Origin of the sequence: Vibrio sp. B1FLJ16, from assembly GCF_905175385.1 — a bacterium.
Classification (GTDB): Bacteria; Pseudomonadota; Gammaproteobacteria; order Enterobacterales; family Vibrionaceae; genus Vibrio.
This window is the reverse complement of sequence record NZ_HG992749.1, coordinates 384,411-408,214: the sequence shown is the minus strand read 5'-3', so window position 1 is coordinate 408,214 and position 23,804 is coordinate 384,411. Positions and strand designations below refer to the sequence as shown.

The 23,804-nt window shown below is 40.5% G+C and carries 17 protein-coding genes and 1 tRNA gene; 15 read left to right on the top strand and 3 right to left on the bottom strand.

The features are described 5' to 3' along the window. Nucleotides 1-74: 74 nt before the first annotated feature. From KHN79_RS01925 to KHN79_RS01900, 6 genes are all read left to right on the top strand, one after another. Nucleotides 75-150: transfer RNA gene (locus KHN79_RS01925), tRNA-Ile, on the top strand. Between the two features lie 335 nt (nucleotides 151-485). Beyond that, nucleotides 486-821 (top strand): helix-turn-helix domain-containing protein, encoded by a 336-nt coding sequence (locus tag KHN79_RS01920; RefSeq protein WP_025508603.1) that lies wholly within the window; start codon nucleotides 486-488, stop codon nucleotides 819-821. Further along, a complete protein-coding gene (locus tag KHN79_RS01915) occupies nucleotides 814-2,220 on the top strand; it encodes a HipA domain-containing protein (RefSeq protein WP_182009661.1) in 1,407 nt (468 codons plus the stop codon). The genes KHN79_RS01920 and KHN79_RS01915 overlap by 8 nt, the downstream gene beginning before the upstream one ends. Before the next feature lie 263 nt (nucleotides 2,221-2,483). After that, the gene (locus tag KHN79_RS01910; RefSeq protein ID WP_080608637.1) at nucleotides 2,484-3,500 is read left to right on the top strand and encodes an SMEK domain-containing protein; all 1,017 of its coding nucleotides are present in this window, start codon (nucleotides 2,484-2,486) and stop codon (nucleotides 3,498-3,500) included. Further along, nucleotides 3,497-3,733 (top strand): ABC-three component system middle component 6, encoded by a 237-nt coding sequence (locus KHN79_RS01905; protein ID WP_182009662.1) that lies wholly within the window; start codon nucleotides 3,497-3,499, stop codon nucleotides 3,731-3,733. Before KHN79_RS01910 ends, KHN79_RS01905 begins: the two co-directional genes overlap by 4 nt. Continuing rightward, nucleotides 3,705-5,435: a DUF2326 domain-containing protein gene (locus KHN79_RS01900; protein WP_182009664.1), complete on the top strand. Its 1,731-nt coding sequence runs from the start codon at nucleotides 3,705-3,707 to the stop codon at nucleotides 5,433-5,435. Before KHN79_RS01905 ends, KHN79_RS01900 begins: the two co-directional genes overlap by 29 nt. A gap of 478 nt (nucleotides 5,436-5,913) precedes the next feature. Here the strand turns inward: KHN79_RS01900 and KHN79_RS01895 are convergent, their stop codons facing one another. Then, nucleotides 5,914-6,729 carry a restriction endonuclease gene (locus KHN79_RS01895; protein WP_182009666.1) on the bottom strand — a complete coding sequence of 272 codons (816 nt, stop codon included), beginning with the start codon at nucleotides 6,727-6,729 and terminating at the stop codon, nucleotides 5,914-5,916. A 453-nt stretch (nucleotides 6,730-7,182) separates the two neighbouring features. Then, nucleotides 7,183-7,347, bottom strand: coding sequence for a helix-turn-helix domain-containing protein (locus KHN79_RS01890; protein WP_005480576.1), 165 nt, complete (start codon nucleotides 7,345-7,347; stop codon nucleotides 7,183-7,185). A 100-nt stretch (nucleotides 7,348-7,447) separates the two neighbouring features. Here KHN79_RS01890 and KHN79_RS01885 point away from each other — a divergent pair, with 100 nt between their 5' ends. The 7 genes from KHN79_RS01885 (at nucleotide 7,448) to KHN79_RS01855 (ending at nucleotide 19,808) form a co-directional block, all read left to right on the top strand. Continuing rightward, on the top strand, nucleotides 7,448-8,248 hold the full coding sequence (locus KHN79_RS01885; protein WP_244812588.1) for a hypothetical protein: 801 nt from the start codon (nucleotides 7,448-7,450) through the stop codon (nucleotides 8,246-8,248). Between the two features lie 1,135 nt (nucleotides 8,249-9,383). Then, nucleotides 9,384-11,828, top strand: coding sequence for a DEAD/DEAH box helicase family protein (locus KHN79_RS01880; RefSeq protein WP_182009670.1), 2,445 nt, complete (start codon nucleotides 9,384-9,386; stop codon nucleotides 11,826-11,828). A 56-nt stretch (nucleotides 11,829-11,884) separates the two neighbouring features. Further along, nucleotides 11,885-13,171, top strand: a complete 1,287-nt coding sequence (locus KHN79_RS01875) for a hypothetical protein (RefSeq protein ID WP_046267809.1) — start codon at nucleotides 11,885-11,887, stop codon at nucleotides 13,169-13,171. Between the two features lie 3 nt (nucleotides 13,172-13,174). After that, nucleotides 13,175-14,500 (top strand): MATE family Na+-driven efflux transporter, encoded by a 1,326-nt coding sequence (locus KHN79_RS01870; protein ID WP_065870347.1) that lies wholly within the window; start codon nucleotides 13,175-13,177, stop codon nucleotides 14,498-14,500. A 141-nt stretch (nucleotides 14,501-14,641) separates the two neighbouring features. Then, nucleotides 14,642-16,132 carry an N-6 DNA methylase gene (locus KHN79_RS01865; protein ID WP_065870346.1) on the top strand — a complete coding sequence of 497 codons (1,491 nt, stop codon included), beginning with the start codon at nucleotides 14,642-14,644 and terminating at the stop codon, nucleotides 16,130-16,132. Beyond that, a complete protein-coding gene (locus KHN79_RS01860; protein ID WP_182009672.1) occupies nucleotides 16,132-17,877 on the top strand; it encodes a restriction endonuclease subunit S in 1,746 nt (581 codons plus the stop codon). The genes KHN79_RS01865 and KHN79_RS01860 overlap by 1 nt, the downstream gene beginning before the upstream one ends. Nucleotides 17,878-17,930: 53 nt before the next feature. Continuing rightward, nucleotides 17,931-19,808 (top strand): AAA family ATPase, encoded by a 1,878-nt coding sequence (locus KHN79_RS01855; RefSeq protein ID WP_182009674.1) that lies wholly within the window; start codon nucleotides 17,931-17,933, stop codon nucleotides 19,806-19,808. Nucleotides 19,809-20,851: 1,043 nt separating this feature from the next. Here KHN79_RS01855 and KHN79_RS01850 read toward each other — a convergent pair. Then, a complete protein-coding gene (locus KHN79_RS01850; RefSeq protein ID WP_140292408.1) occupies nucleotides 20,852-21,139 on the bottom strand; it encodes a hypothetical protein in 288 nt (95 codons plus the stop codon). Nucleotides 21,140-21,928: 789 nt separating this feature from the next. Between KHN79_RS01850 and KHN79_RS01845 the strand changes: the two genes are divergently transcribed. Together KHN79_RS01845 and KHN79_RS01840 are read left to right on the top strand one after the other, a co-directional pair. Further along, entirely contained in the window at nucleotides 21,929-22,468 is a 540-nt protein-coding gene (locus KHN79_RS01845; RefSeq protein ID WP_025591852.1) for a hypothetical protein, read from the top strand. Nucleotides 22,469-22,619: 151 nt separating this feature from the next. Beyond that, nucleotides 22,620-23,798: a MerR family transcriptional regulator gene (locus tag KHN79_RS01840; RefSeq protein WP_140292409.1), complete on the top strand. Its 1,179-nt coding sequence runs from the start codon at nucleotides 22,620-22,622 to the stop codon at nucleotides 23,796-23,798. The last annotated feature ends 6 nt before the right edge of the window (nucleotides 23,799-23,804 follow it).

The window sequence follows — 23,804 nt, the reverse complement described above, 5'->3', positions numbered from 1 at the left end:
AAAACTAAGCGCAATTAGCCTTACTAGCATCTAGACACCTCGCTAAGCTTCCCCTATAATCTTTGACCTATCAAGGCCCCTTAGCTCAGTGGTTAGAGCAGTCGACTCATAATCGATTGGTCCCCAGTTCAAGTCTGGGAGGGGCCACCAAATTCCAGAAGGTTAGTAAGCGTAGTGTTTACTAACCTTTTTTTGTACCTGACGATTTTGGGTCAGGTAATGGGTCAGGTAAGCCCCGATCACGCACTCTTCTCTGTCTTCTCCCAATATTAATCCGAATACTACGCTGTTGCCAAATGCGTCCTTCTGGCTGATAAAACTCTCTCATAGAGAACAAAGAGAGGTATTAAACTCGCAAACCAGCCATAAGTAACTTAAATTACACTTATAGCTAATTTCTTATACAGTCACGACAAAAGTGAGTTATAGTGAACTTATATATTAAGACGAACCCAATAGTGACAAAAGTACATTAAAAGGCACTTATGAAAAAAGGTAAGATGGTAAAGGCACAACCTATGCCTGATTTGAATACCGAGTTCAGTATGGAAACGCTGGGGAGCGCCATTCGCTCAAAACGCACCGATAGAGGCTGGCGTATTGATGATCTCGCTTCAAAAGCCAACTTATCTCGTAGAACAGTCATGAAAGTAGAAAAAGGCGATACCAGTGTCACCTTTGCCAATGTACTCATCCTCATGGACATCTTAGGGCTGTCGTTACGCCTTATCGATGTAAACCTATTTGTTCGTCCACATAGCCAAATACCCTCCCAAGCTGAAAACAGCGTGAGAAGCAATGAGGACGGTTGGTATGAGTAAGTTACAACAATTAGACGTGTTTATCGGTACGAATACCAAAATTGGTCGTTTGATTCTTCCTGTCGGAACAGAAACAGAGTTCTCATTCATCTATGAAGATGAATGGAAACACTCTGGTTTCCCAATTTCGCCACACATCCCTTTCGATGATCGGGCTTCGCCACGTAGTATTGAGAACTACCTCAGAAATCTCCTTCCTGAAGGAGAAGCCTTTGAGGAGATGATACAAAACACCACTATATCCAAAAGCAACACGTTCGGGCTGATTCGTAAGCTTGGTGCGGAAACATCTGGCGCATTGTCTTTTCGAGTTCCAGAATCAGAACCTCAAGAAACTAGTTTTAGACCTGTACCTGATGATGAACTAATAGAACGACTAGAGAGAAATCTAGCGCCATTAGTATATTGGGACGGTAAGGTTCGCCTTTCGGTTGCTGGTGTGCAAAACAAATTAAACTTACTTAAGCGCGGCGATGAATGGGGGTTTGGTGAAGGCAAATTAAGTTCGAACTACATTCTGAAGTTTGAAAGCGGTAGAGCACCGTGTATTGCTGTTAATGAGTTCTTTTGCATGACATTAGCCAAGCTAGCAGGTTTGGACGTCGCTAATGTTGAGTTAACTCGCATTGGGAACACTAGGACACTGATCATAGAGCGGTTCGATCGTGCCTATATTGAAGCTCGTGATGTCGTTCAACGAAAACATGTGATTGATGGCTGTCAGGCAACTGACTTACCACCAGGTTACAAATACGAGCGTCAGAATGGGGATGAAGGCGATGGCGTATATATGCGTGATGGCGTTTCTTTCCCACACCTACTGAGCGTCAAAACCATAGACACGGTAATCACCAACCTAAAGCTCACCCAATGGATGCTCTTTAATCTAGCAACGCTAAACTACGATGCCCATGGTAAAAATATTAGCTTCTTCGTCACCCCTAAAGGGCTGGAACTAACCCCTTTTTATGACTTATTAAACATAGAAGCTATCGCTCAAGAGGGAGCAAAACGCAACTCACGAAGCGGTAAATTGTCCGCTGATGAGGGTCGTGCCGCCAGTATCCCTCAATATTTTGCAATGTCGATTGGAGATTGGGAAAGTGAAGACTTTCAAAATCCGCCGAAAGGTAACTTCAAACGCCCTATCACCAGCTATGATTTAGCTGAATTCGGCGCTCTGCTGGGTTATTCAGGCACCAAAATGGCTTCCATAATGGTAGAAACCGTTAGTACTATAAAAAATGCCCTGAAGGAAGCGATTGACCTTACCGAAGCTCAAGGAATCGAGGATGGAGAACGTGAACACATAGAACTATGTGTGTCACTCATCCAAACAGAGTGCGAATACTTGCTAGCGCAAGCCGACAGCGTGCCAGAAATGAGTGGGCTTCTTTAATGGCTAATGCAGGGGCTATAGCAAACAATTTATAAATTATTTCTGGGCTAAACCATGCTAGCTACATTGCTAATTTAGCAACCTCTAAATCAAGTCAAGCATGGAAAGTCGCTTTGCTAAGCATCCAGTCTGAGTGATGCAGAACAGAATACTTCTCTCAATAATCCTCTCACTATGTTGTGCCAAATCGTTGGTTTTCATAGAATGGAGTGAAAGAATATGGCAAAGCTCATATAAATTATATGTTGGTTAAGTAGCAGGTTATGACTCAAGACGAGCGCATTGAAATTATCAATAAGATATCCCGAACACTATCAATATTGATGTGTGACATGAAGTTGCAGCAGTCAATGAACATCTATGCATTAAACATTCATGCGGAAGATTTTTACTGTAATGTGTTCAACTTTCTTTACCTAGGTAAAAACTTCAATAATGCGAATTCGGCTAGTTCAAACGAGGCATACATAGACCTTGTTGATCACAAATCGAAACACATGATTCAAGTGACGACATCAACGGGTAAAGAAAAAATAGATAACAGCCTCAAGATATTGGAGTCACATAACTCACATTACAAGCAGTATGAGTTTGATATCTTTTTCTTACTGGACAAGCCTAAAAACCTCCAGAAAGCAACAATTGAGTCATACAAGAACAAGTATGGTATTGAAGACATTAGAGAACATCTGAAAGATCATACAGATTTGCTCAATGATATTAAGAACTTAAAAGATGATAGGTTACGAGTCATCTATGAAGAGTTCTTCAAGGACATCAGTGAAAAGTACACTGATGAAATGACGTTGCAAATCGTATTCGACCTACTAGTTAAGGACAGTAACTCTAAGAACGTGGATTACTCTGTTGACTTCAACAATGTAGGCCTAGAAAAGAAAATTGGGATAAACAATTTAAATCGCCGAGTTTCTAATCAGTTATTTATAGGCAGTGAGGCTTCTCTGCCTATATATGAACACATTGAAGGTGCAGTCTTAACGGAGTTGCGAGTACTGATTGTTGACGGTTTATACACTAGTATTATTAAACAATATCTTTCTAATGCTGGTGCAGCTCCTAGAGAGTTAGCTAAAAAGAAAACCGACGAGCTTCACCACCTAGCGAGTAAAGATTATAAGTTAGACTTTTCTACGATACTTGGAGAACTTTGCCACAAGATTGAAGATAAAACGTACAAGGTTAGCTACCAAGAAACGTCCATGGCTTGGGTTATCATCGCTTACTTTTTTGAAGAATGTGATATTGGAATGAAACAATGATTTTGCCAACCAAAGTCTTAAAACCAGTTGACTCTTTGTATTGTATCTCAGCCTATGTGGTCGAGATTTTACAGGGGACAGATGGAGTTGATTTTGATGTCCTCTTGGATGAGCTAAACCATACGTATCCAATCGAAATTTCCATTGAAAAACTACAATATTGTTTAGACTTCCTATTCATTTTGGGAAAGCTGGAGCTAGAAAATGAAACTCTTAAAGCTGTATTCAAGTAATCCTAACTTTAAAACCATCAATTTTAATGAAGGGATGAATATTGTCGCAGGTCTACAAACTAGCTCACTGTCAACTCGTACCTGTAATGGAATCGGGAAGAGTACTTCTCTTCAATTAGTCCACTTGTTACTTGGTGGGCAATTAGATTCAAAATACCCAAGTGATAGAACGCTACAGAGCTATTTGTCTGAATACGGCACATTTTCATTGGACTTTAAAGTTGGCTCAGTACCTTACACCTCCACCGTCAACTTTAAGAGTGGTATCTACTATTTAAATGATGAAAAAATTGGAAAGTGTAAGACGTTTTCGAGCAAGCTCTCTGAGAAAATATTAATGGGAGCAATCAGTGATGTGTCTTTTAAACAAGCATTAAATTGTTTTGCTAGAAGATACCTCCCTGGTCGTAACTATTACTCTGATGCATTGATGCAGCAAGGAAGGCCTACTGAAGACTTTTACCAACGAATTACAAACCTATCGCTTCTTGGGTTAGATGTTTCTCTAGCTAAACAGTTTAAAAGTGTTCGTGAAGAGTTGGATGAAATCAAGAAAATAAAAGATTCGCTTCAGAAAGCAAACTTAACAGCTAATGAAAGTGAGCTGCGAGACCTAGAAGATAAACTAGAGCGTTTACTTAAAAGTAAAGCTAACTTTGATATTGCCCCAAATTACAATGAGTTGAAGCGTGATGCTGATTTACTGACCGATGAAATGAATAAGTTTCGAAATGAAGTATTTAAAATTGAACGTGACGTTAGGAACAAAGAGCGGGCGCTCGATGAAAGCCAAGAAGTAAAATCAGTAGATCTAGATAGAGTGGAACAGATTTTCTCTGAAGCTGCTTTCCACTTCCCAAATTCAGTTCAGGTACAGCTTCAGCAAGCACAAGATTTTCACGTACGTATTCATAGCGCTCGTCGAGAACGCTTGATATCTCAGGTAAAAATGCTCAATGATAAGCGTGAGCATCTAGAGGCTTTGTTAACAGAAAAAGAAGAGCGCCGAGATAGCATTCTTAAAGACTTGGATTCGAAAGGTGCACTTGAAGAGTTTAACTCAATCGTTGAGCATATCCGTACGACAGAAAATAAAATCGCAGAGCTATCAAGTTACCAGAATACTTTTGCTGGGGTTGAGAAACAAAAACTCGCATTAGAAAGTAAAAAAGCGGCTTTAAACCTCAAAGCTATAGAGTACATTGATGCTCAAAGCGCTCATATTCAAGGGATAGAGAAAAAGTTCCGTACATTGGTTCGACGATTCTATGATGATCATGGTGGCGCGATACGAATTCAGAAGAACAGCGGTGATGCAAAGTACCTCTTTGACATAGAACCATATATTCAAAAAGATTCATCTCAAGGTGTAGGTGAAGTAAAAATATTCTGTTATGACATGCTGTTATTTGAACTAAACAAAAAATTATTAGGGTTCATGGCTCATGATAGCGCACTATTTGGTGGGGTAGACTTACGTCAAACTAAGATGATGTTTAAGATTGCGCTGGAAATGTGTGAAAAGCATGGGCTTCAGTATTTTGTGAATATCAACAAAGACGTCTATGAAAAACTTATCTCTACAGCCCAAGAGGATGACGTTCTTACTATTGAAGATAAGCAAGCCCTACTAGATGGAACCGTGCTAGAACTATTCGATGATAAACCTGAACATACTCTCTTTGGTGAGTACTTCGGATAAGCAAACCAATTCGATATGTGTAACAAAGTTAAAAATAGCCTCGTAAGAGGCGCTTTTCTGGGTTAATTAGCTTTTCTGGGTTAATTAGCTTACCCCAGAAACAAGACTCAACATTAGTCTTCCAAAGCTCATCTCAGATAGCTTTCGGTATGGCAAAAAAGATGAGCAAGATATGAACCATTTTCTACTTTAAAGAAGAATGTGCAAAAGTGTTTCAGAGCTTACGTTCATTACCCCATTGGTTCTGACAAACCCACTTATGAAAGATAATGGGTAACACATTTTCCACCACAGAGTTCTGCGCTGAGAGATCTTTTTATCTATCAATTAAATGAGCAAACTTTAGTTTTTGATGATTTTAGCGAGAACAGTGTTCTCGCAGTAGCGTTCTTCTCAGGCAGCTAGACTCAAAAGGTTAACTTTTATGTTCTGAGAACCCCCTTCTATAAGGTTAGACTGCTTAAATCCTCACTCATATTCAACAGTCGCAAGTGTAGCGACACTTAGGATAAGCAGAGCAACCATAGAAACTTTTACCCGCATTACGACCTTTTTTAGCAACACGAATCACAAGGCTAGACTGGCAGTTTGGGCAAACCTTGGAATGAGGCTCGGGTGTAGGCTCATCAATGACTGGCTTATTCATAAAGCTACGACCATCTTCAATCATGTGGACTAGCTCGCTACCATTGACCAACCACAGGCGCTTCTCTTGAGCAAAGGCGATGGCTTCAGAAGTAAAATCTCCCGATGTTACGATGATCATTTTGCTAGCACGATTGTCGATCATCACACCATACATTTCTCTTAAGACTTGAACTCCGACTTTTCTAGCTTTCCAGTGCTTACATTGTACAAGACTCAACTCACCGTCTTTAGTTAACCAAATATCTACCCCGCCATCGGCCTGCTTTGAGAAAGATTGTTTAACGTCGTAGCCTTGCTGCTTAAAGTACTCGCCAATGTAGCTTTCAAATTCAATCCAACTGAGGGAATTAAGCGGAGTCGTGTTTTTGTGTGCTCTGATTTGAGACGTCGTCGCAAGATAATTATGCTTTCGCTGATACTGCTTAAAGAACGCAATTGGAGCTGGAATTAAAAACAAAAAAGCAAAATACGGTGCCATTTGCGGAAGATTCGGCCCAATGGCATTGAAGATGAAGTTATCACTGCGAGCCGCTAAACCTGGCAATAGGAAAGATAAACCAACATAAATGCCTGCTGAGAACAAGATACTCACCCACCACGGCGCATCCATCAAATGCCAAATAATTCCATCATTTTTCCGAGCCATAACTCCTCCCAATAAGCATCAAAATGCATTAAAGCACAATTGCCAGACCTAATACATAGAGTTAAATCATGTATTTAGTGGGAGAACAAACAGCTAGAACATTGTTCTAGCAAGAGCATTTTTATTTATTAATTAAATAACCAAACTTTAGTTTTTGATGATGTGAGCGAGAACAGTGTTCTCGCAGTAGCGTTTGAACGCTACCAGCCTTTGCCTATATACCCAAACACGAGTCGGATAATACCTAACTCTGTCTTTCGCCATTCGGAGAACATCGTTCTCCGTTCAACTGATGAAGATTTAAGAAGAAATTAGCTCCCTGAGATAGACAAAAGCAGGAACAAGGTTCCTGCAAGAGCATTTTTATTCGTGTTATTAATCATGTAAACAATGACTTACTTTATATTTACGAAGGTTAAGCGAGAACACTGTTCTCGCAGTAACAAGTTGCATCTATTTTTGTTCTTCTAGCCAGCGCTCAATGTCTTTTCTCTGCCACCCAACAACTCTAGAACTAAGCGTAACAACAGGTGGCATTTTTCCATCCCGACGCCAGCGCCACAAAGTACTTACGCTTACCCCGATTTCTTTCGCTAACTGCTCTTGTCTTACAAACATTTTATTACCGTTATTTCTCTATTATTTAGTCGCATCTTAGATTCTCATCGCCCAACTCATAATATAGAATAAGCAACAAACCATATTGACATGATAACGAATGGACTTAGATCAAAAGCGTAATGCATTGAGAGTACAGCTAGAAACAGCAATTAATGACTTAAAAAACCAGTCAGAATCTCAAGGTTGTAAAATTGCTCAGCGACGTCGAGTTGGGTATTTATACGCTGTTGATGCCGCTCGGAACATTGTTCTAGAACCATGGTTTACCAAGTTACTCAGACAACATGGAACCATACTCAAAAAGTACAGCCGTTCTAATGCTATCCATCTTGCTGAGATCATCGAAAGTTACGGTGGATTAAATAAAACAATTAAACTTATTGAAACGGTGCTAGCTCTACGTGGATTCAGTCTTCATACTCAACGACGCGTCAATTATGCCGATCAAGTACTGTTGGGCTTAAAGGATCTGCGTTCACTCACTCCACAACATCAAGAAGAAGAGGTTCGTTGGAACAGTGTTCTACCTTACTGCGCACTATGCTGGCGTCTACGCAGCCGATCTCACTACTACTGCGAAAAACACCATCCCATCAAGTCCACTAAACTTTATAAACAGCAAAAATACGCAGTTATCACTGCATTGAAACACCTGCCCAACCAGAACAGTACAGCTTACGAAAAGTACCTAGTACAACCTAACAAACAGAAAAATCTGGGACGACAACTGTATGATCTGGTCGGCGGCTATGCGCCGCATCCACGAGTATTTCTACGCCACTGTAAAGATAGCGCGAAGGCAGGAGACTGGCTCTCGCTATCAAAGAACATTGTTCAGACATGTAAAGTAAACTACCCAGCGAGCTATAAAAAAAATAAATCAGATCAAGTCAGATGATTTTGGTCAATGGTCATCATGGTGTATCGCGATAGTGAGATGTTTAGATCCTAAAGAACCAAACGCGTGGAGTGATAAAGAGTGCCTAACGCTTTTCAATGAGTTGAATACTTGGACCACACTGATTGGGATCTTGCATCGCTTCGAATGTGTAGAACGAATCAATAGCATTGAAACTAAGCGTGGCCCGAGCGTTGGATATAGAGCTAATCTAGAACAACACCAGTTGATCAAAGAGCTGTTAAAACAACAACTAAACACGAATAGCAAAACTAACTTAAGTGATATCGCCAGAACGCTTGGGCTTAGCAGACAACGCATACACCAGATCATTAAAAAACATCAATTGCTCTCCTAAGCAGCAAAGTAACTGTGCAAAAAACAATCAAATTTATTTTACATTTTTAATTATTAAATCAAATAAAAATCATAAATATAATTACGAATAATTTAATTATTAAATTTAGCCAAGATAATTATGGCAATAAAATAATTTTTACTTGTTGACTTTTTCATGTTATAACTATTATAATTATTATAAAGTTATAATTCTAATATAACGTTAATCTATTAAAATTTGGATTCATAAACGGAATGTTCTAATTTTTAGGTCTAAATTTTAGTGCCACCATTGGCACATTCACTGCCAATCCTGACACTTCCTCTGCCACTACTGGCAGTCTCGTTGCCAATCTTGGCAAAAAAATGTGCCACGCAATTTTGGTTTAAAAAACTTAGGCAAACATACAGTGCATTATTTTAATCAATAAAAAGCAAAATTTTGTGTTTATTATTTTCTATATATTAGATTCAAAGTAATGAAAACATTTAATTTAAACCACATCCCAGATCAAGAGTATATTTTTGATAATATCTCAGTGGTATTGGGGAATTTTCAGAAAGTTCTTCTAATCGAAAAAAGGCTGCCACTGTTCGGCAACACCTTCTACTGATTAGCCTCATTACAAAACTCTCACTGCACACATAAACCTATTGATGGCAGCATATTCAGAGCCTTAGCCTTAGAGACTCACCCATACCGTTACCCACTTCACCGATAATTCAGTATCTTTTCTGCTTTTATGCATCCTTTGGTATAGTCATGTAATGCATTTGTACTGAGCTGGCTAATCGCATGGAATCGACAATCAATAAATCAAAGTTATCTGAAAGCGACATCATCACGAAGTTCATTCTTCCTTCTATCAAAGGTGCGGGATGGGATGATATGTCTCAAATCCGTCAAGAGGTTAAACTGCGCGATGGTAAGGTCGTTGTTCGTGGTCAGGCAGCGGCGAGGAAAAAGGTTAAGTCTGCGGACATCGTCCTTTACCATAAACCGAGCATGCCTCTAGCCGTTGTCGAAGCAAAAGCGAATAAGCATGAAATCGGCAAAGGTATGCAACAAGGACTAGATTACGCCAGCTTACTTGAAGTCCCTTTTATCTTTGCCTCAAATGGTGACGGTTTTATCTTCCACGACAAAACCAACCCAGCTCAACTCGAAACCGAAATTCGACTTGAAGACTTCCCAACACCTCAGCAACTATGGGACAAGTACTGCGTTTGGAAAGGTTACAAAACCGAGCACCTTCCAGTCATTACTCAAGATTACCATGATGATGGTAGCGGTAAGTCTCCGCGCTACTATCAGCTACAAGCGATAAACAAAACCGTAGAAGCGGTAGCCGCAGGACAAAACCGTGTGCTACTGGTTATGGCAACGGGGACGGGCAAAACTTACACTGCATTCCAGATTATTTGGCGACTATGGAAGTCCCGAGCCAAAAAACGCATCCTGTTTTTAGCGGACAGAAACATTCTGGTCGATCAAACTAAGACCAACGACTTCCAGCCGTTTGGCACCGCTATGACCAAAGTCACTGGTCGAACAGTCGATCCCGCTTACGAAATCCACCTAGCTCTGTATCAAGCTCTGACAGGGTCAGAAGAGCACCAAAAAGCATACAAACAAGTCGATCCTGATTTCTTTGACCTTATTGTTGTTGACGAGTGTCACCGTGGCAGTGCCGCTGAGGACAGCGCATGGCGTGAGATTCTTGAGTATTTCGGTTCAGCGACTCAAATAGGACTAACCGCGACACCAAAAGAAACCGATATCGTGTCTAACACCGAGTACTTTGGCGACGCCATTTATACCTACTCTCTAAAGCAAGGTATTGAAGACGGTTTCTTAGCCCCTTACAAAGTCGTGCGTGTGGATATCGATGTAGATTTACAAGGTTGGCGACCAACCAAAGGGCAGGTCGATAAGCATGGTGAAATCATCGAAGACAGGATCTATAACCAGAAAGACTTCGACAGAACCATGGTCATTGATGAGCGAACTGAGCTTGTTGCGCAGACCATCACTAGTTACCTCAAGCGCACCGACCCGATGGCTAAAACCATTGTGTTCTGTAATGACATTGACCATGCGGAGCGTATGCGTCGGGCGCTAATCAATTGCAACCCTGAGCAAGTTGCTAAAAATGAAAAATACGTAATGAAAATTACAGGTGATGATGAAATCGGCAAAGCTCAGCTCGATAACTTCATCAACCCCAAAAAGGCTTACCCCGTAATCGCGACCACCTCAGAACTTATGACAACAGGTGTCGATGCAAAAACTTGTAAACTGGTTGTTCTTGACCAGGGCATTCAGTCGATGACCAAGTTTAAGCAGATCATCGGTCGTGGTACTCGTATTGATGATCGTTACGGAAAGCTATGGTTTACCATTCTCGACTTTAAAAAGGCGACAGAACTGTTCGCGGATGAGCGCTTTGATGGTGTCCCTGAGCGAGTTAAAGAGACAAAACCAGAAGACTTCGAAACCGATGAAGAACTCGATGAGATCATCGATGGTGAGGATGAGCTTGAACAAGATGATCCATTTGAAGGGGAAGATATCGACCCTGAAAGCATCCAAGAACCAGAAGCTCCATACGACTCAGGTTCATCTCCTTCTAACGGTAGCAATTCCGATGATGATTGGCAGGATGAAAACCGAGTTAGAAAGTTCCATGTCAACGGTGTAACGGTGAAAGCCATTGCCGAGCGTGTTCAATACTACGATGCCGACGGTAAACTCGTAACTGAATCATTCAAAGACTATACCCGCAAGACGATGGCAAAACAGTTCACCTCGATGGATGACTTTGTTAAGCGCTGGCAAGATGCCGATAAAAAGCAAGCAATCATCGATGAGCTGGCAGAAGAAGGCATCATCTGGGAAGCATTAGAGCTGGAAGTCGGCAAAGATCTCGACCCATTCGACATGATTTGTCATGTTGTGTATGACCAACCAGCACTCACCAGAAAAGAACGCGCTGACAACGTCAAAAAGCGCAACTACTTCACTAAGTACGGTGAAACGGCTCAGCAGGTATTGAACAACCTACTGGACAAGTACGCAGACGAAGGCGTTCAAGAGATTGAAAATATTCATGTACTCAAAGTTAAGCCTTTTGACGAGATGGGACGCCCTGCTGAGATCGTCAAAAAGTGCTTTGGAGGTAAAGAACAATACTTAGAAGCGATTTCTGAATTGGAAGCTGAGATTTATCAATCAGCCTAATCACCATTTAAACCAAGCTAGCGCTTCTTTAGCTTGGTTAATGACCTCAAGTCATCATGCATATCTATATTTTTGGTAACCTAAATTCAGGCAAAACAACGTTAAGCAAACAAATACAAGGACGTTTGCCTGATTTCATTTATTTATCATTAGATGAGTATCGAATTCGCTTTGGCGATGGAACCGAGCAAGGTGAGCAACTTGCTTGTGAGCATTTCCTTGCTGCGGTTAAACAACAGGAAAATGCGATTGTTGAATTTACAGGATACGGTCAAACGGCTAGCCTTCTTACTAATCAATTAGATAGAAAAACAGGCATATTAATCTGTTGCACTAGAGATATTGAGCAGAGCATCAATGCAATAGATGACGAGAAATACTCAGAAATCCCTTACCCATCATCCTATAAAAAACTGCAAGCTGTTGATGAAACTATTAGATTTTTAAAAGATAAAATCATACCGACAGAGCTAGAAGCTCACTGGCAAAGACAGATTTGGCAGTCTTACTGTTTTGACTTCTCAGATAACTTTGATACCTTCTGGGCGGCCTTCCCATTATCTCAACACACTTGGGTCAGTAAGCTGAATAAAGTATTGAGCACAGATACAAGCGTACCTACAGCTCTACTTTACGGAAGCTTGGGGGCTAATCAGTTAACAAAGCGCTCCGATATCGATTTATTTATTCAGTCATCGATTTCGGTTCAGAGTTGGCATGAAAGACTCCTCAGATTGTTCGGTGAACAATTGGCTCATACCGATATTTTGGGGTCGAAAATCACTCTTAGAACACAAGAGCGTTTGCTTATAGAAATCGTTATAGGCCAATCGCTGTCTGACATTTCTCTTTATTATCGCGAGTCACAAATCTACAACGTTCACTTCACTATTTTAAAGGGTGAGCTTGGCCTTGCAGAACAATTAGACGCCGTTACCAAAACACATACAAGCGAGCGAAAGCAAGCCAAAGAGTTGGCCGCTCAGGTTTACTTTTTGTTTTGCTCCTTACCGAACCTTATCACTAACAACGACAGTTACAAGTACCACTTTCACTGCTCTATCATCCAGCACTATTGTGTTCAGCTAGAACATTTATTGCTAAGTGAGTTTAAACACAACTACCTTCCCAAACATGCCGCCACAACATTGATTGATTTCCCATGGCAAGTATTTAACTGCTCAGCAACTCATATCAATACAGTGCAATATACTGAACTTTATCAGTACCTAATCTCACTGTTCGAACGGCTTAGAAAGAAACAACTGATTAAAAGTAATGGCTATTTCTCTGTGGAGAGTCGCTTTCTCCACGAGATCCCTAGTGAAGATAACAAGGCTTAAAAATTGAAAAATCATCAAATAAAAACAATCAACTACCAACTGTGGCTAGTGCTGATTCTGACAAGCTTAATACCATTAATCTACTCAACTACACGAATCCATTTCTTGGGCAGCATCCCTAGCCCATGGACTTTTAGTATTGCAGCACAAGTTGCATGGCTAAATGTAGGATATGAAGTCCTCAGCGAAGCATTACTTATCCCTCTAGCATTTATTCTAGGCAGAGTTATTCATAGTAATGAAGCTTTTCGCGAACGAGCCAGCCTATCTCTTTTGGTTACCTTAATTTGCTACTTTGTGGTGACCTTAATGGTATTGTGGCTAGCCCCGAACTTTGTAGATGCTATGCAGCAACAGGCTGAATTATTGGCCCAAACGATCCAATACATTCGATTGGAATCTGCCGCTATTTTGCTCTCTAGCTTCTATGCTTTTTTGTCTTTGGTTCTAGTCCTAAGAAATGAACGAAAGGCGCTGTATGGTCTCCTAATAGTACAAATGCTCATGACTGTCCTTTGTGACAGCGTCTTCGTCAGTCAACTACCTTACTCCCTTCAGTTAGGAGTGAATGGTATTGCTCTGAGTAATATCGTAGTCAATAGTCTTCTCGCACTATTTGCCCTGATTTATTTATCGAAATCAGGGATCACTCTGAGCTTCAAGTTTTCTAAAGGAGATCAATCGCAATGGCTCAAAGAATGGGCAAAGATTGGATGGAAGTCAGGGCTTGAGTCACTCGTGCGAAATACTGCCTTTATTGTCATGATTCTTCAGCTTATTAACCAAGTACAACAAGCGGGAACATTCTGGATTGCTAATCAATTTATTTGGGGCTGGCTACTACTTCCCGTTTTGACATTAGGACAACTGGTTAAGCAAGATGCTGCGACAAACAATGGGTTAACATCTGAGCGAGTTAATAGCTACCTTTGGATAACGTTAGGAATCATTGCTGTTTGGATACTCACCGCACCGCTTTGGAACAGCTTTATAGCCAATGTCATGGGGATAGAGAACCCAGAATCAATCACCAGTCTAGTTTGGCTAATGGTTGGGTTCTATGTCATTTTCAGTTTAAACAATGTCATAGACAGTTACTTTTATGGTATTGGACGCACGGATTTGATGCTATATCAATCACTTATCGTAAACACCTTGTTTTACGGTTGTGCTTTTGTGCTTTATCAAATCGGTATCTTTGTACCTACGCTTGAACGAATCGCCATAATGTTCGGCTTGGGCATTACTGCTGATGCACTCATCACTTGGGTGTTGTACCTTGCCTTACGGAGCAAAATGAGCATGAATCAACAACCAGTAAGCCATTAATTTATATATTTATCATAGATGTAAATGCCCACTAACCTCCACCGTTATTGGGCATCACCTCTCCCCCTTTTCAGTACTCATAATGACGTAGAAATGCTATAATCAGCCCCAATTTTTTCAGTCAGTTAGTAGTAGAACTCCATGTCAATCAGTTCAGTTATCAAGTCTATTCAAGACATCATGCGTAAAGATGCAGGTGTTGATGGTGACGCGCAGCGTCTAGGCCAAATGTCGTGGCTTTTATTCCTTAAAGTGTTTGATGCTCAAGAAGAAGAGCTAGAGTTCGAGTTAGATGATTACCGCGAACCTATCCCAGCAAAATACCTATGGCGTAACTGGGCGGCAGATAACCAAGGCATTACAGGTGATGAGCTGCTGGAATTCATCAATGATGACCTATTCCCGACGCTAAAAAACCTAACCGCACCGAAAGACACCAACCCACGTGGTTTTGTGGTGAGAGAAGCCTTTAGTGATGCTTTCAACTACATGAAAAATGGAACACTGCTGCGCCAGGTGATTAACAAGCTCAACGAGATCGACTTTACTGACTCTAAAGAACGCCACCTGTTTGGTGATATCTACGAGCAAATCCTACGCGACCTACAAAGTGCAGGTAATGCGGGTGAGTTCTATACCCCTCGCGCGGTGACTCGCTTTATCGTCAATCGTCTTGACCCTAAACTGGGTGAGCAGATTATGGATCCCGCCTGCGGCACGGGTGGATTCCTGGCTTGCTCGTTCGATCACGTTAAAGAGAACTACGTGACAAGCACAGCCGATCACCAAACTCTGCAAAAACAAATCCATGGTGTAGAGAAGAAACAACTGCCACATTTGCTGTGCATCACCAATATGATGCTCCACGGCATCGAAGTCCCTGTGCAGATCAAGCACGGCAACACGCTTAACAAGCCGCTTTCAAACTGGGACAGCAATATCAATGTGATTGCAACTAACCCACCGTTTGGCGGCACCGAAGAGGACGGGATTGAAAAGAACTTCCCTGCCGAAATGCAAACTCGTGAAACGGCTGACCTGTTCTTGCAGCTTATTGTCGAAGTATTGGATAAGGATGGTCGCGCTGGTGTGGTGTTGCCTGATGGCACCTTGTTTGGTGAAGGTGTAAAAACCAAAATCAAAAAGATGCTGACGGAAGAGTGTAACCTGCATACGATTGTTCGCTTACCTAATGGCGTGTTCAACCCATACACGGGTATTAAGACCAACATTCTGTTCTTTACCAAAGGCCAACCGACCAAAGAAGTGTGGTTCTATGAGCACCCTTACCCAGAAGGCGTGAAGAACTACAGCAAAACCAAACCTATGAAGTTTGAAGAGTTCCAGCAAGAGATCGATTGGTGGGGTAACGAGGCCGATGGATTCGCTAGCCGCATCGAGACCAAGCAAGCTTGGAAGGTATCGATTGAGGAGATCATCGAGCGCAACTTTAACCTTGATATTAAAAATCCGTATCAGGACGAAATCGTCAGCCATGATCCTGAAGAGTTACTGGAGAACTATCAGCAGCAACAACAAGACATCAAAGCACTACGTGACCAACTGAAAGGCATTCTCGGTGATGCGCTTAGCTCTACCATTCAAGGTAAAAAGCAAGGTGGAGAGCAATAATGGCTTTAGAAAACCTGATCACCGAGCATATTGATATTTGGACGTCGGCAGAAAAGACCAGATCGACCTCTGGTAGAGGCAGCAGTAAGAAGCTAGAACTGTATGGTGTTAAAAAGCTACGTGAGCTGATATTAGATTTAGCGGTGCGAGGAAAACTCGTTCCTCAAGATCCTAATGATGAGCCTGCTTCAGTGTTGCTTGAGCGTATCGCGCAAGAAAAGGATCAATTGGTAAAAGAAAAGAAGATTAAAAAGCCAAAACCATTACCAAAGATTTTGACAGATGAGGTCAATTTCAGCCTTCCCCCTAGCTGGCAATGGACTCACTTTAGCAATATCCTAGACTTCAGCGGTGGTGGACAGCCTCCTAAAAGCTATTTTTCAGAGGAAAAAAAAGAAGGTTTTGTTCAATTAATTCAAATTAGGGACTTAGGCCCTAATCCACAACCAGTTTATATCCCTCGTGAAAAAGCATCTAAATTCTGTACTGAGAATGATGTAATGGTTGGGCGCTATGGAGCATCTGTAGGCAAGGTATTTTGGGGGAAAGATGGAGCTTATAACGTAGCTCTGATAAAGATTCATAATGACTTTAATGCTTATACGCCAAACTTTATACATTTGCTTCTACGTAGCCCTCTAGGTCAATCACTTTTTGGTGGAATTTCAAGATCGGCACAAGATGGGTTTAGTAAAAAAGATATTGAGCATAAGTTAATTCCCTATTTATCTATAGCTGAACAACACCGTATCGTCGATAAAGTCGATGAGCTAATGACGCTTTGCGATCAGCTAGAGCAACAAACCGAAGCCAGTATCGAAGCGCACCAAGTACTGGTAACAACGTTGTTGGATACACTTACCAACTCTGCCGATGCTGACGAGTTAATGCAAAACTGGGCGCGAATCAGCGAGCATTTCGATACCTTATTCACCACTGAAGAGAGTATCGACCAGCTTAAGCAAACCATTCTACAACTGGCAGTGATGGGTAAGCTTGTTCCGCAAGATCCAACCGATGAACCAGCTTCTGAGTTACTGAAAAGAATTGCGGAAGAAAAAGCACAGTTAGTTAAAGAGAAGAAGATCAAGAAGCAAAAAGCGCTACCGCCGATTTCTGAAGATGAAAAGCCGTTTGAACTGCCGAATGGTTGGGTATGGGAAAGGATTGATAACCTATCCAACTTGATAGAGTACGGTTCATCACAAAAAACTGTTGACCCATTTCCTGGCGGCGTCCCTGTATTAAAAATGGGAGATATACAAAATGGTCAACTTATATTAGGCGACCATAAAATGATGAGCGCTGATGTAGAAGAACTTCCAAGCCTATATTTAAAAAACAACGACATACTCTACAATCGTACCAATAGCGCGGAGCTAGTAGGTAAAACAGGCATTTTTAAAGGTGAAGATGATAAATACTCATTTGCGTCCTATTTAATCAGAATTCGCTGTAACTCTAGAAATGTACTTCCAGATTACATTAACTTGTCGATGAACACACCTTTATTTAGAGCAACTCAAGTTGAACCACACATTAAAAAGCAATGCGGGCAAGCCAATGTTAACGGTACATTGATGAAGTCAATGCTGGTATCTATACCGCCTTTAAACGAACAAAAACAGATAATCAGTAAAGTAAATCAGCTGATTTCGGCATGTAATTCTCTGAGAAGAACAATAGAAAAATCCAAATTAAAGCAATTGAATATTGCTAACTCAATTGTGAAACGTTTGGTTTAAAAGTCTTAAAAGCAGCTCAAAGTAAGCTGCTTTTTCATATAAGAACAAGAATTATGAAATTAAAGCAACTATACATAAGTAACTACAAGAATCTTAATGAATTCACTTTAGACTTCTCAGAGGAATCATTTATCGAAACTTTAGTCGGTAAAAACGGTTCAGGAAAATCCAACTTCATAGAGGCACTCTTAGAGGTTTTCAGACATATATTCCAATATGATTGGCGAGACAACAGGTATGATATATTCTTCTCTTATACCCTTACTTATGAAATCGAAGGTTCAACTCAAACTATAGAATACAACTCAAATGTGAATCAGCTCATTATAAATGGACGCAGTAGAGCAACCGTAGGTCAGACCCCACTACCTGATTATATCTTAACCTATTACGCTGGGCACAACTCCACTGTAAGTGAGCATCTGAGTTCATTCGAAGAAAAGTTTGCTACAAATCTTGTTAGAGCAGATCAAACTGACAGTAGACCTTTCATAGGCCTCAATAAAAGTTACAACGATATATTACTAACAGTCTTTTCTCTTCTTCCTGATGATTCAATCGCAAAGACGTTTGTTTTTGAGAAACTTTCAATTGATGAAATTTATGATGAACTAAGAATCGAGTTAGAACGCCCTCACTATGCAACTACAGCGCGTTTTGACGTTCAATCCACAGATGAAGAAGATCCTTCGAAATATTGGAAACTTGCAGGTACAACCAGAAATATGTTGGATGAGTTAGACACTCACTGTAACGCCCCTATAGCAGAAGGAGTTAGAACTGAAGGCTACTTAGCAGGCTCGGATACTTACCAGAGATATTACTCAATCCGTCGCATCAAAGAACACTTTGCAACAAATACAGCTCATGACTTTTTCCGAATGTTAGATAACTTCAAAACATTAGGGATGCTAAAATCTGTTGTACTGAATATAAAGTTAAGAGACAACACCGATGTGGCGTCAAACGTTTTTAGTGACGGGCAATTTCAAGCCATTTACCTGTATTCGATAAGTGAAATTTTTAAGTCAGCCAATAGTATCACTATCATGGATGAACCTGACTCTTTCTTACATCCTGAATGGCAAGCACAATGCTCAGAGCAGATACAGTCTATATCCAGAGAAGCAGCATCAACAAACCACATAATCACAACGACTCACAGCGCGGTATCCTTAATAAGTAGCCCACAGACTAGAATAAGGTACTTTGAGGAGCATGAAGGATCTGTCAGAACTTTTACTCTACCAAAAAGAGAAACGGTTAGACGCCTGTGCCAAGGTGTTATTACTTACACTGAAGAAGAACAAATGCTCAGTGTCTTAAACGCCATCCACATAGAAAATAAACCCGTTTTGTTTACGGAGGGCAGTACGGATCCATTAATAATAAAGTCTGCATGGTACAAGCTATATCCAGATACTGAAATGCCATTTATCCCCTTCTATGCATTCAGTTGCTCATATATAAATCAATTGATCACTGATCAACGCATACACAATGAAATGAATGGCCGCAAGGTGTTCGCCCTGTTCGATTTTGATGAGGCCTATAATCAATGGAATAGCCTTAACGGCCGAGTTTTGCTCGACAATGTTTCGAATGGACTAGTCAAGAAGTGGGACGGCGGTGAAGCGTACGCTATCATGCTTCCAGTCCCTCAACACCCAGATATCCAGAGACAAGTGTTTAAAAATGAGGCTTTAGAGGAGCACTTTGGTGGCGCATCTTTTTGTATGATTGAGCATCTGTTCTATGGTCTGGATTTAACTGCACCATTTTTCACAAACCAAAATGTACCAGGAGGGCAGTTAATTCAATTCCAAGGCTGTAAAACTAATTTTGCTAAAACTGTAGTACCAACTCTACCTCCCGAGAACTTTGAAGTATTTCGTCCAATGCTTGACTGGATAAGAGAGCTATGTGCATAAGGGAGCGAACATGAGCCTATATAATATAACTAACAAAAACCTCACCGCACTGACGCCGACCAGTGGAGCCTCAGCAATATCACTCGATTGATTCACTTTGCAGAGCAAAGTGACATGGTTGTAGAGAAAGCAGACTGATGTAATGATTCATCTACCCAAAGTCGCAAGTAACAAGCTTTGAGTAGAACATCGTTCACCTCGAAGCATTTTTTATTTGTTAATCAAATACGCAATCTTTAGGTTTTGATAATTTAAGCGAGAACACTGTTCTCGCAGTATCAATAGCCAGCTCACCAATCCCCTGTTACGCAACTCGTTACTCAGAGAACATTGTTCTCTGTGATGAGAATCGGCTTCACTTTAAGTTGGCGTTGTCACTGACTATTACTCGCTTACATTCATCTACTTTTATTTTGGATACTGTTTGCTCGCTAATCGATACACGACCATAAGCAAATGTCCGTCCCTCACTCCCAACTGACCACACCTTTTGGTGTCACAATTGATATCATTAACCAATTTGGTGTCAGAAAATGGATGTTTTTTGATACTACCAATATGTTTACATCTCGCTAAATTTGACTACTTAAGTCAAGAATTTAGGCAAACCACCTTTGCCTAAAGAAAATCTAGAAAATAAACTTAACCCCATAGATAATAATCATGACTCTAAAGTTATTTCCATATAATTAAAAACAAATTAATTATAAAAACACTTTGACATTAAAATTCAACATGAAAAACTAAACTTTATTTATTTAATTTTTCATGTTATAACTATTATAACCGTTATAACTATTATAAAGTTATAATTCTAATATAAGGTTAGCTTTTACAAAAATGAAGGTTAAACTCAAATAAGTCTAAATTATTGCAGAAATTCTTCTGCCACGACTGGCACTTTCAACGCCAGTAGTGGCACATTGATTGCCAGTCTTGGCAAATTCTCTTGCCACGAGCTTTGATGACGGAATTTTTAAGGCTTTCATCATTTGTCTGATAAAAGTCCACTGGCTTTAGAGTTGTGCAAAAAAAGAACAGCGTTAGAATACGTTTAATGTCTCATTTTTTCTTGACTTATAGCGGTTGCAGCCATATAAGCCTGGCACTCGGCATTCTTTCTTTTCTTTAATATCTTTTCTTTTCAAACGAAATTTTGGAACATTGTTCTTTTCATCTAAATTAATAGAATTTGCTCTGCGTAATGCTTCTTCATCTGAAATTTCATTGTAGATCACTTTAAAATTATTGAGCTTAGTTTCACGTTCTTCTCTTACGGATAGATAACTCATTTCACGATTACGTTTAGAATAAACCAGAACTTTAGACATATCGACAACCCTCTTGATATATATAGATAAATTCAATGACCATTATATTTATCAAGTAATATCCTCTTTGTAAAGGACCTTTTAATACTATTTAAAAATCACTTTAGCATTTAATTATTAAATATAAATCGTTTGTTTTTTTAATTATTAAATTAGATAAATAGTAATTAATTTCACTCTTCCCTCAAAATGAAAAAGATCCGATTATGGCTATTATTGTTACCATCCCCCTAACTAAAAATAATCATATTCATCATCATAATTTCTGAGTTAGGATCCTAACCGAGAATGAACATCGAATTCTGGCTACGATTAGTATTGCTGTTTCTCCTAGCCTCATCGCAACCACGTCAAACACTACAAATTCCAAGTTAGGATCCTAACCAAGAATGAACATCGGAGTCTGGCTACGATTAGTACAGCTATTTTCCCTAGCCTCATAGCAACCACGTCAAACACTACAAATTCCAAGTTAGGATCCTAACCAAGAATGAATATCGGAATCTGGCTGCGCTTAGTACAGCTATTTCCCCTAGTCTCAAAGTAACCATATTCATCCCAAAAATTCCGAGTTAGGATCCTAACCGAGAATAGAGAACAGATTCTTACTACTATTGGTGATGCTATCCCCCTCCTCAAAGAATCATATTCATCATCATAAATTCCAAGTTAGGATCCTAACTCGGAAACACCAATCAGGGATCTCTAAGGGTATTCGCGATCACCATTCGTTATCTTCAATCACAAGTGGACAAAAATATATGTCATACTTACTTTTTGTGACTACTTATGAGCATTGACGTGAAGATTGAGACTGCATTAGAGCGCCTGCATAGGTTTGACAAGCAAGGTATACATGTTTATCGGAAGAGTGATCTCAGAAGGTTATTTTTTGATGATTCACTTACTGCATTCCAGCAAAGCTTGCTACGTTTAGTCAAAGCGGGAGTACTAGAGCGGGTGTGCAACGGTGTTTATGTATTCTCATACAGTCGTCACAAGGGCGGTTATACTATTGAATATATTGCTAAATGCTTGCGACGAGGAGAGTACAACTATATCTCTCTAGAATCGGCACTCTCAGAATACAGTGTCATTTCACAAGTGATGGTCGATCGAATTACTATCATGACAACAGGGCGTAAAGGGGAGTTTAGAACTCCCTACGGCGTTATCGAGTTCACACATACGAAACGTGATGATATTGACATTATCAGCAATACCATATCTTCAGATCGGCCCCTTCTGATTGCGAAGAAAGAAACAGCACTTCGTGATCTAAAAAGAGTTGGAAGAAACACACACTTAATTGTGACGGATCACGATTAGGCAGTTTGCATTAGATAATAGACATTGCCTTACACTCGCACAGCTCACTTCCACCACTGTTGGCGAAAAATTCGAACAAGTCTACTTGACCTGTCTACTACTCTACAGTTCATACTATCCCAATACTAAGAACACTTGGGTCAAATCGCACATGTATTTGATTTCTGAACTGGCGGCGAAGGCGGGTATCTCTCGCACCACCTTACTCTATTACGAGAAGTTAGGGCTGATTAACGGCCAGCGTCTTGACAATGGATATCGCTATTACAGCGAAAACGATTTGCAGCGACTGTTATTGATTCAGCAACTTCAAAGTGCAGGACTCTCATTGAAAGAGTGCGAACAATGCTTGGATGCGAAGTTAAGTAGAAGCTTATTGGAAAATCGGCTGACGCAACTCAACCATGACATTGATAAAAAAATCCACGCTCGTGAGTTGCTACTGGCGTTACTTGGGGAACGTCCACAAAGAGAGTTACACCATTCCCTGAGTCAAAGTGCGCCTAGCGCTTACTTAAACTGGTTAAGTACGCAGGGTTACAGTGAAAAAGAAGCGCTCCGATTAAAGTGGCTATCAAAAGATATGAACGAACACGAGAGTTACATGAAAGACTTTATGACGGTCTTTGCAACATTAGAAAGATGGGGGCCAGGGAGTCACAAGGACTCTTTAAAAGCGATTTCATTAATGTCGCCTCAGACAATGACCGATATTTTAGACATTGGTTGTGGCACTGGCATCTCAACGTTACTGCTAGCTGACAACAGTAACGCACACATTACAGCTGTGGATAATGAGCCTATTGCCATCGAACTGCTCGATAAAAAAATCCAAAACGCACAGTTACATGAGCGAATTTCTCCTGTTTGTGCCTCCATGACGGAACTGCCATTTCTGGCAAAATGTTTTGATGCCATTTGGGCGGAAGGCTGTGTGTACATTATGGGAATGGAGAACGCACTAAAGCAATGGAAGCCTCTGTTAAAAGACAATGGCGTGTTGATGGTGAGTGATTTGGTTTGGCTCACTGACTCTCCTGACGAAGAGACAAAACAGTTTTGGCTGGCAGACTACCCAGACATTCAATCGATACCTAAACGGCTAGCTCTGTTCAAAAAGCATGGCTACGACGTGATCGAACACTTTTCATTAGGCGTCGATGCATGGCAAAACTACTGGCAACCTCTGCAAGACCGAGTTGAGGAATTACAAGCTGCTATGCCTGCGTCCCAAGTGTTATTGGACATTAACAAAGAGATTTCTATTTACGAGCGCAGTGCTGCAAAAGATTTTACCTATCAGTACTTTATTTTAAAAATTGCAAACTAGAGATAG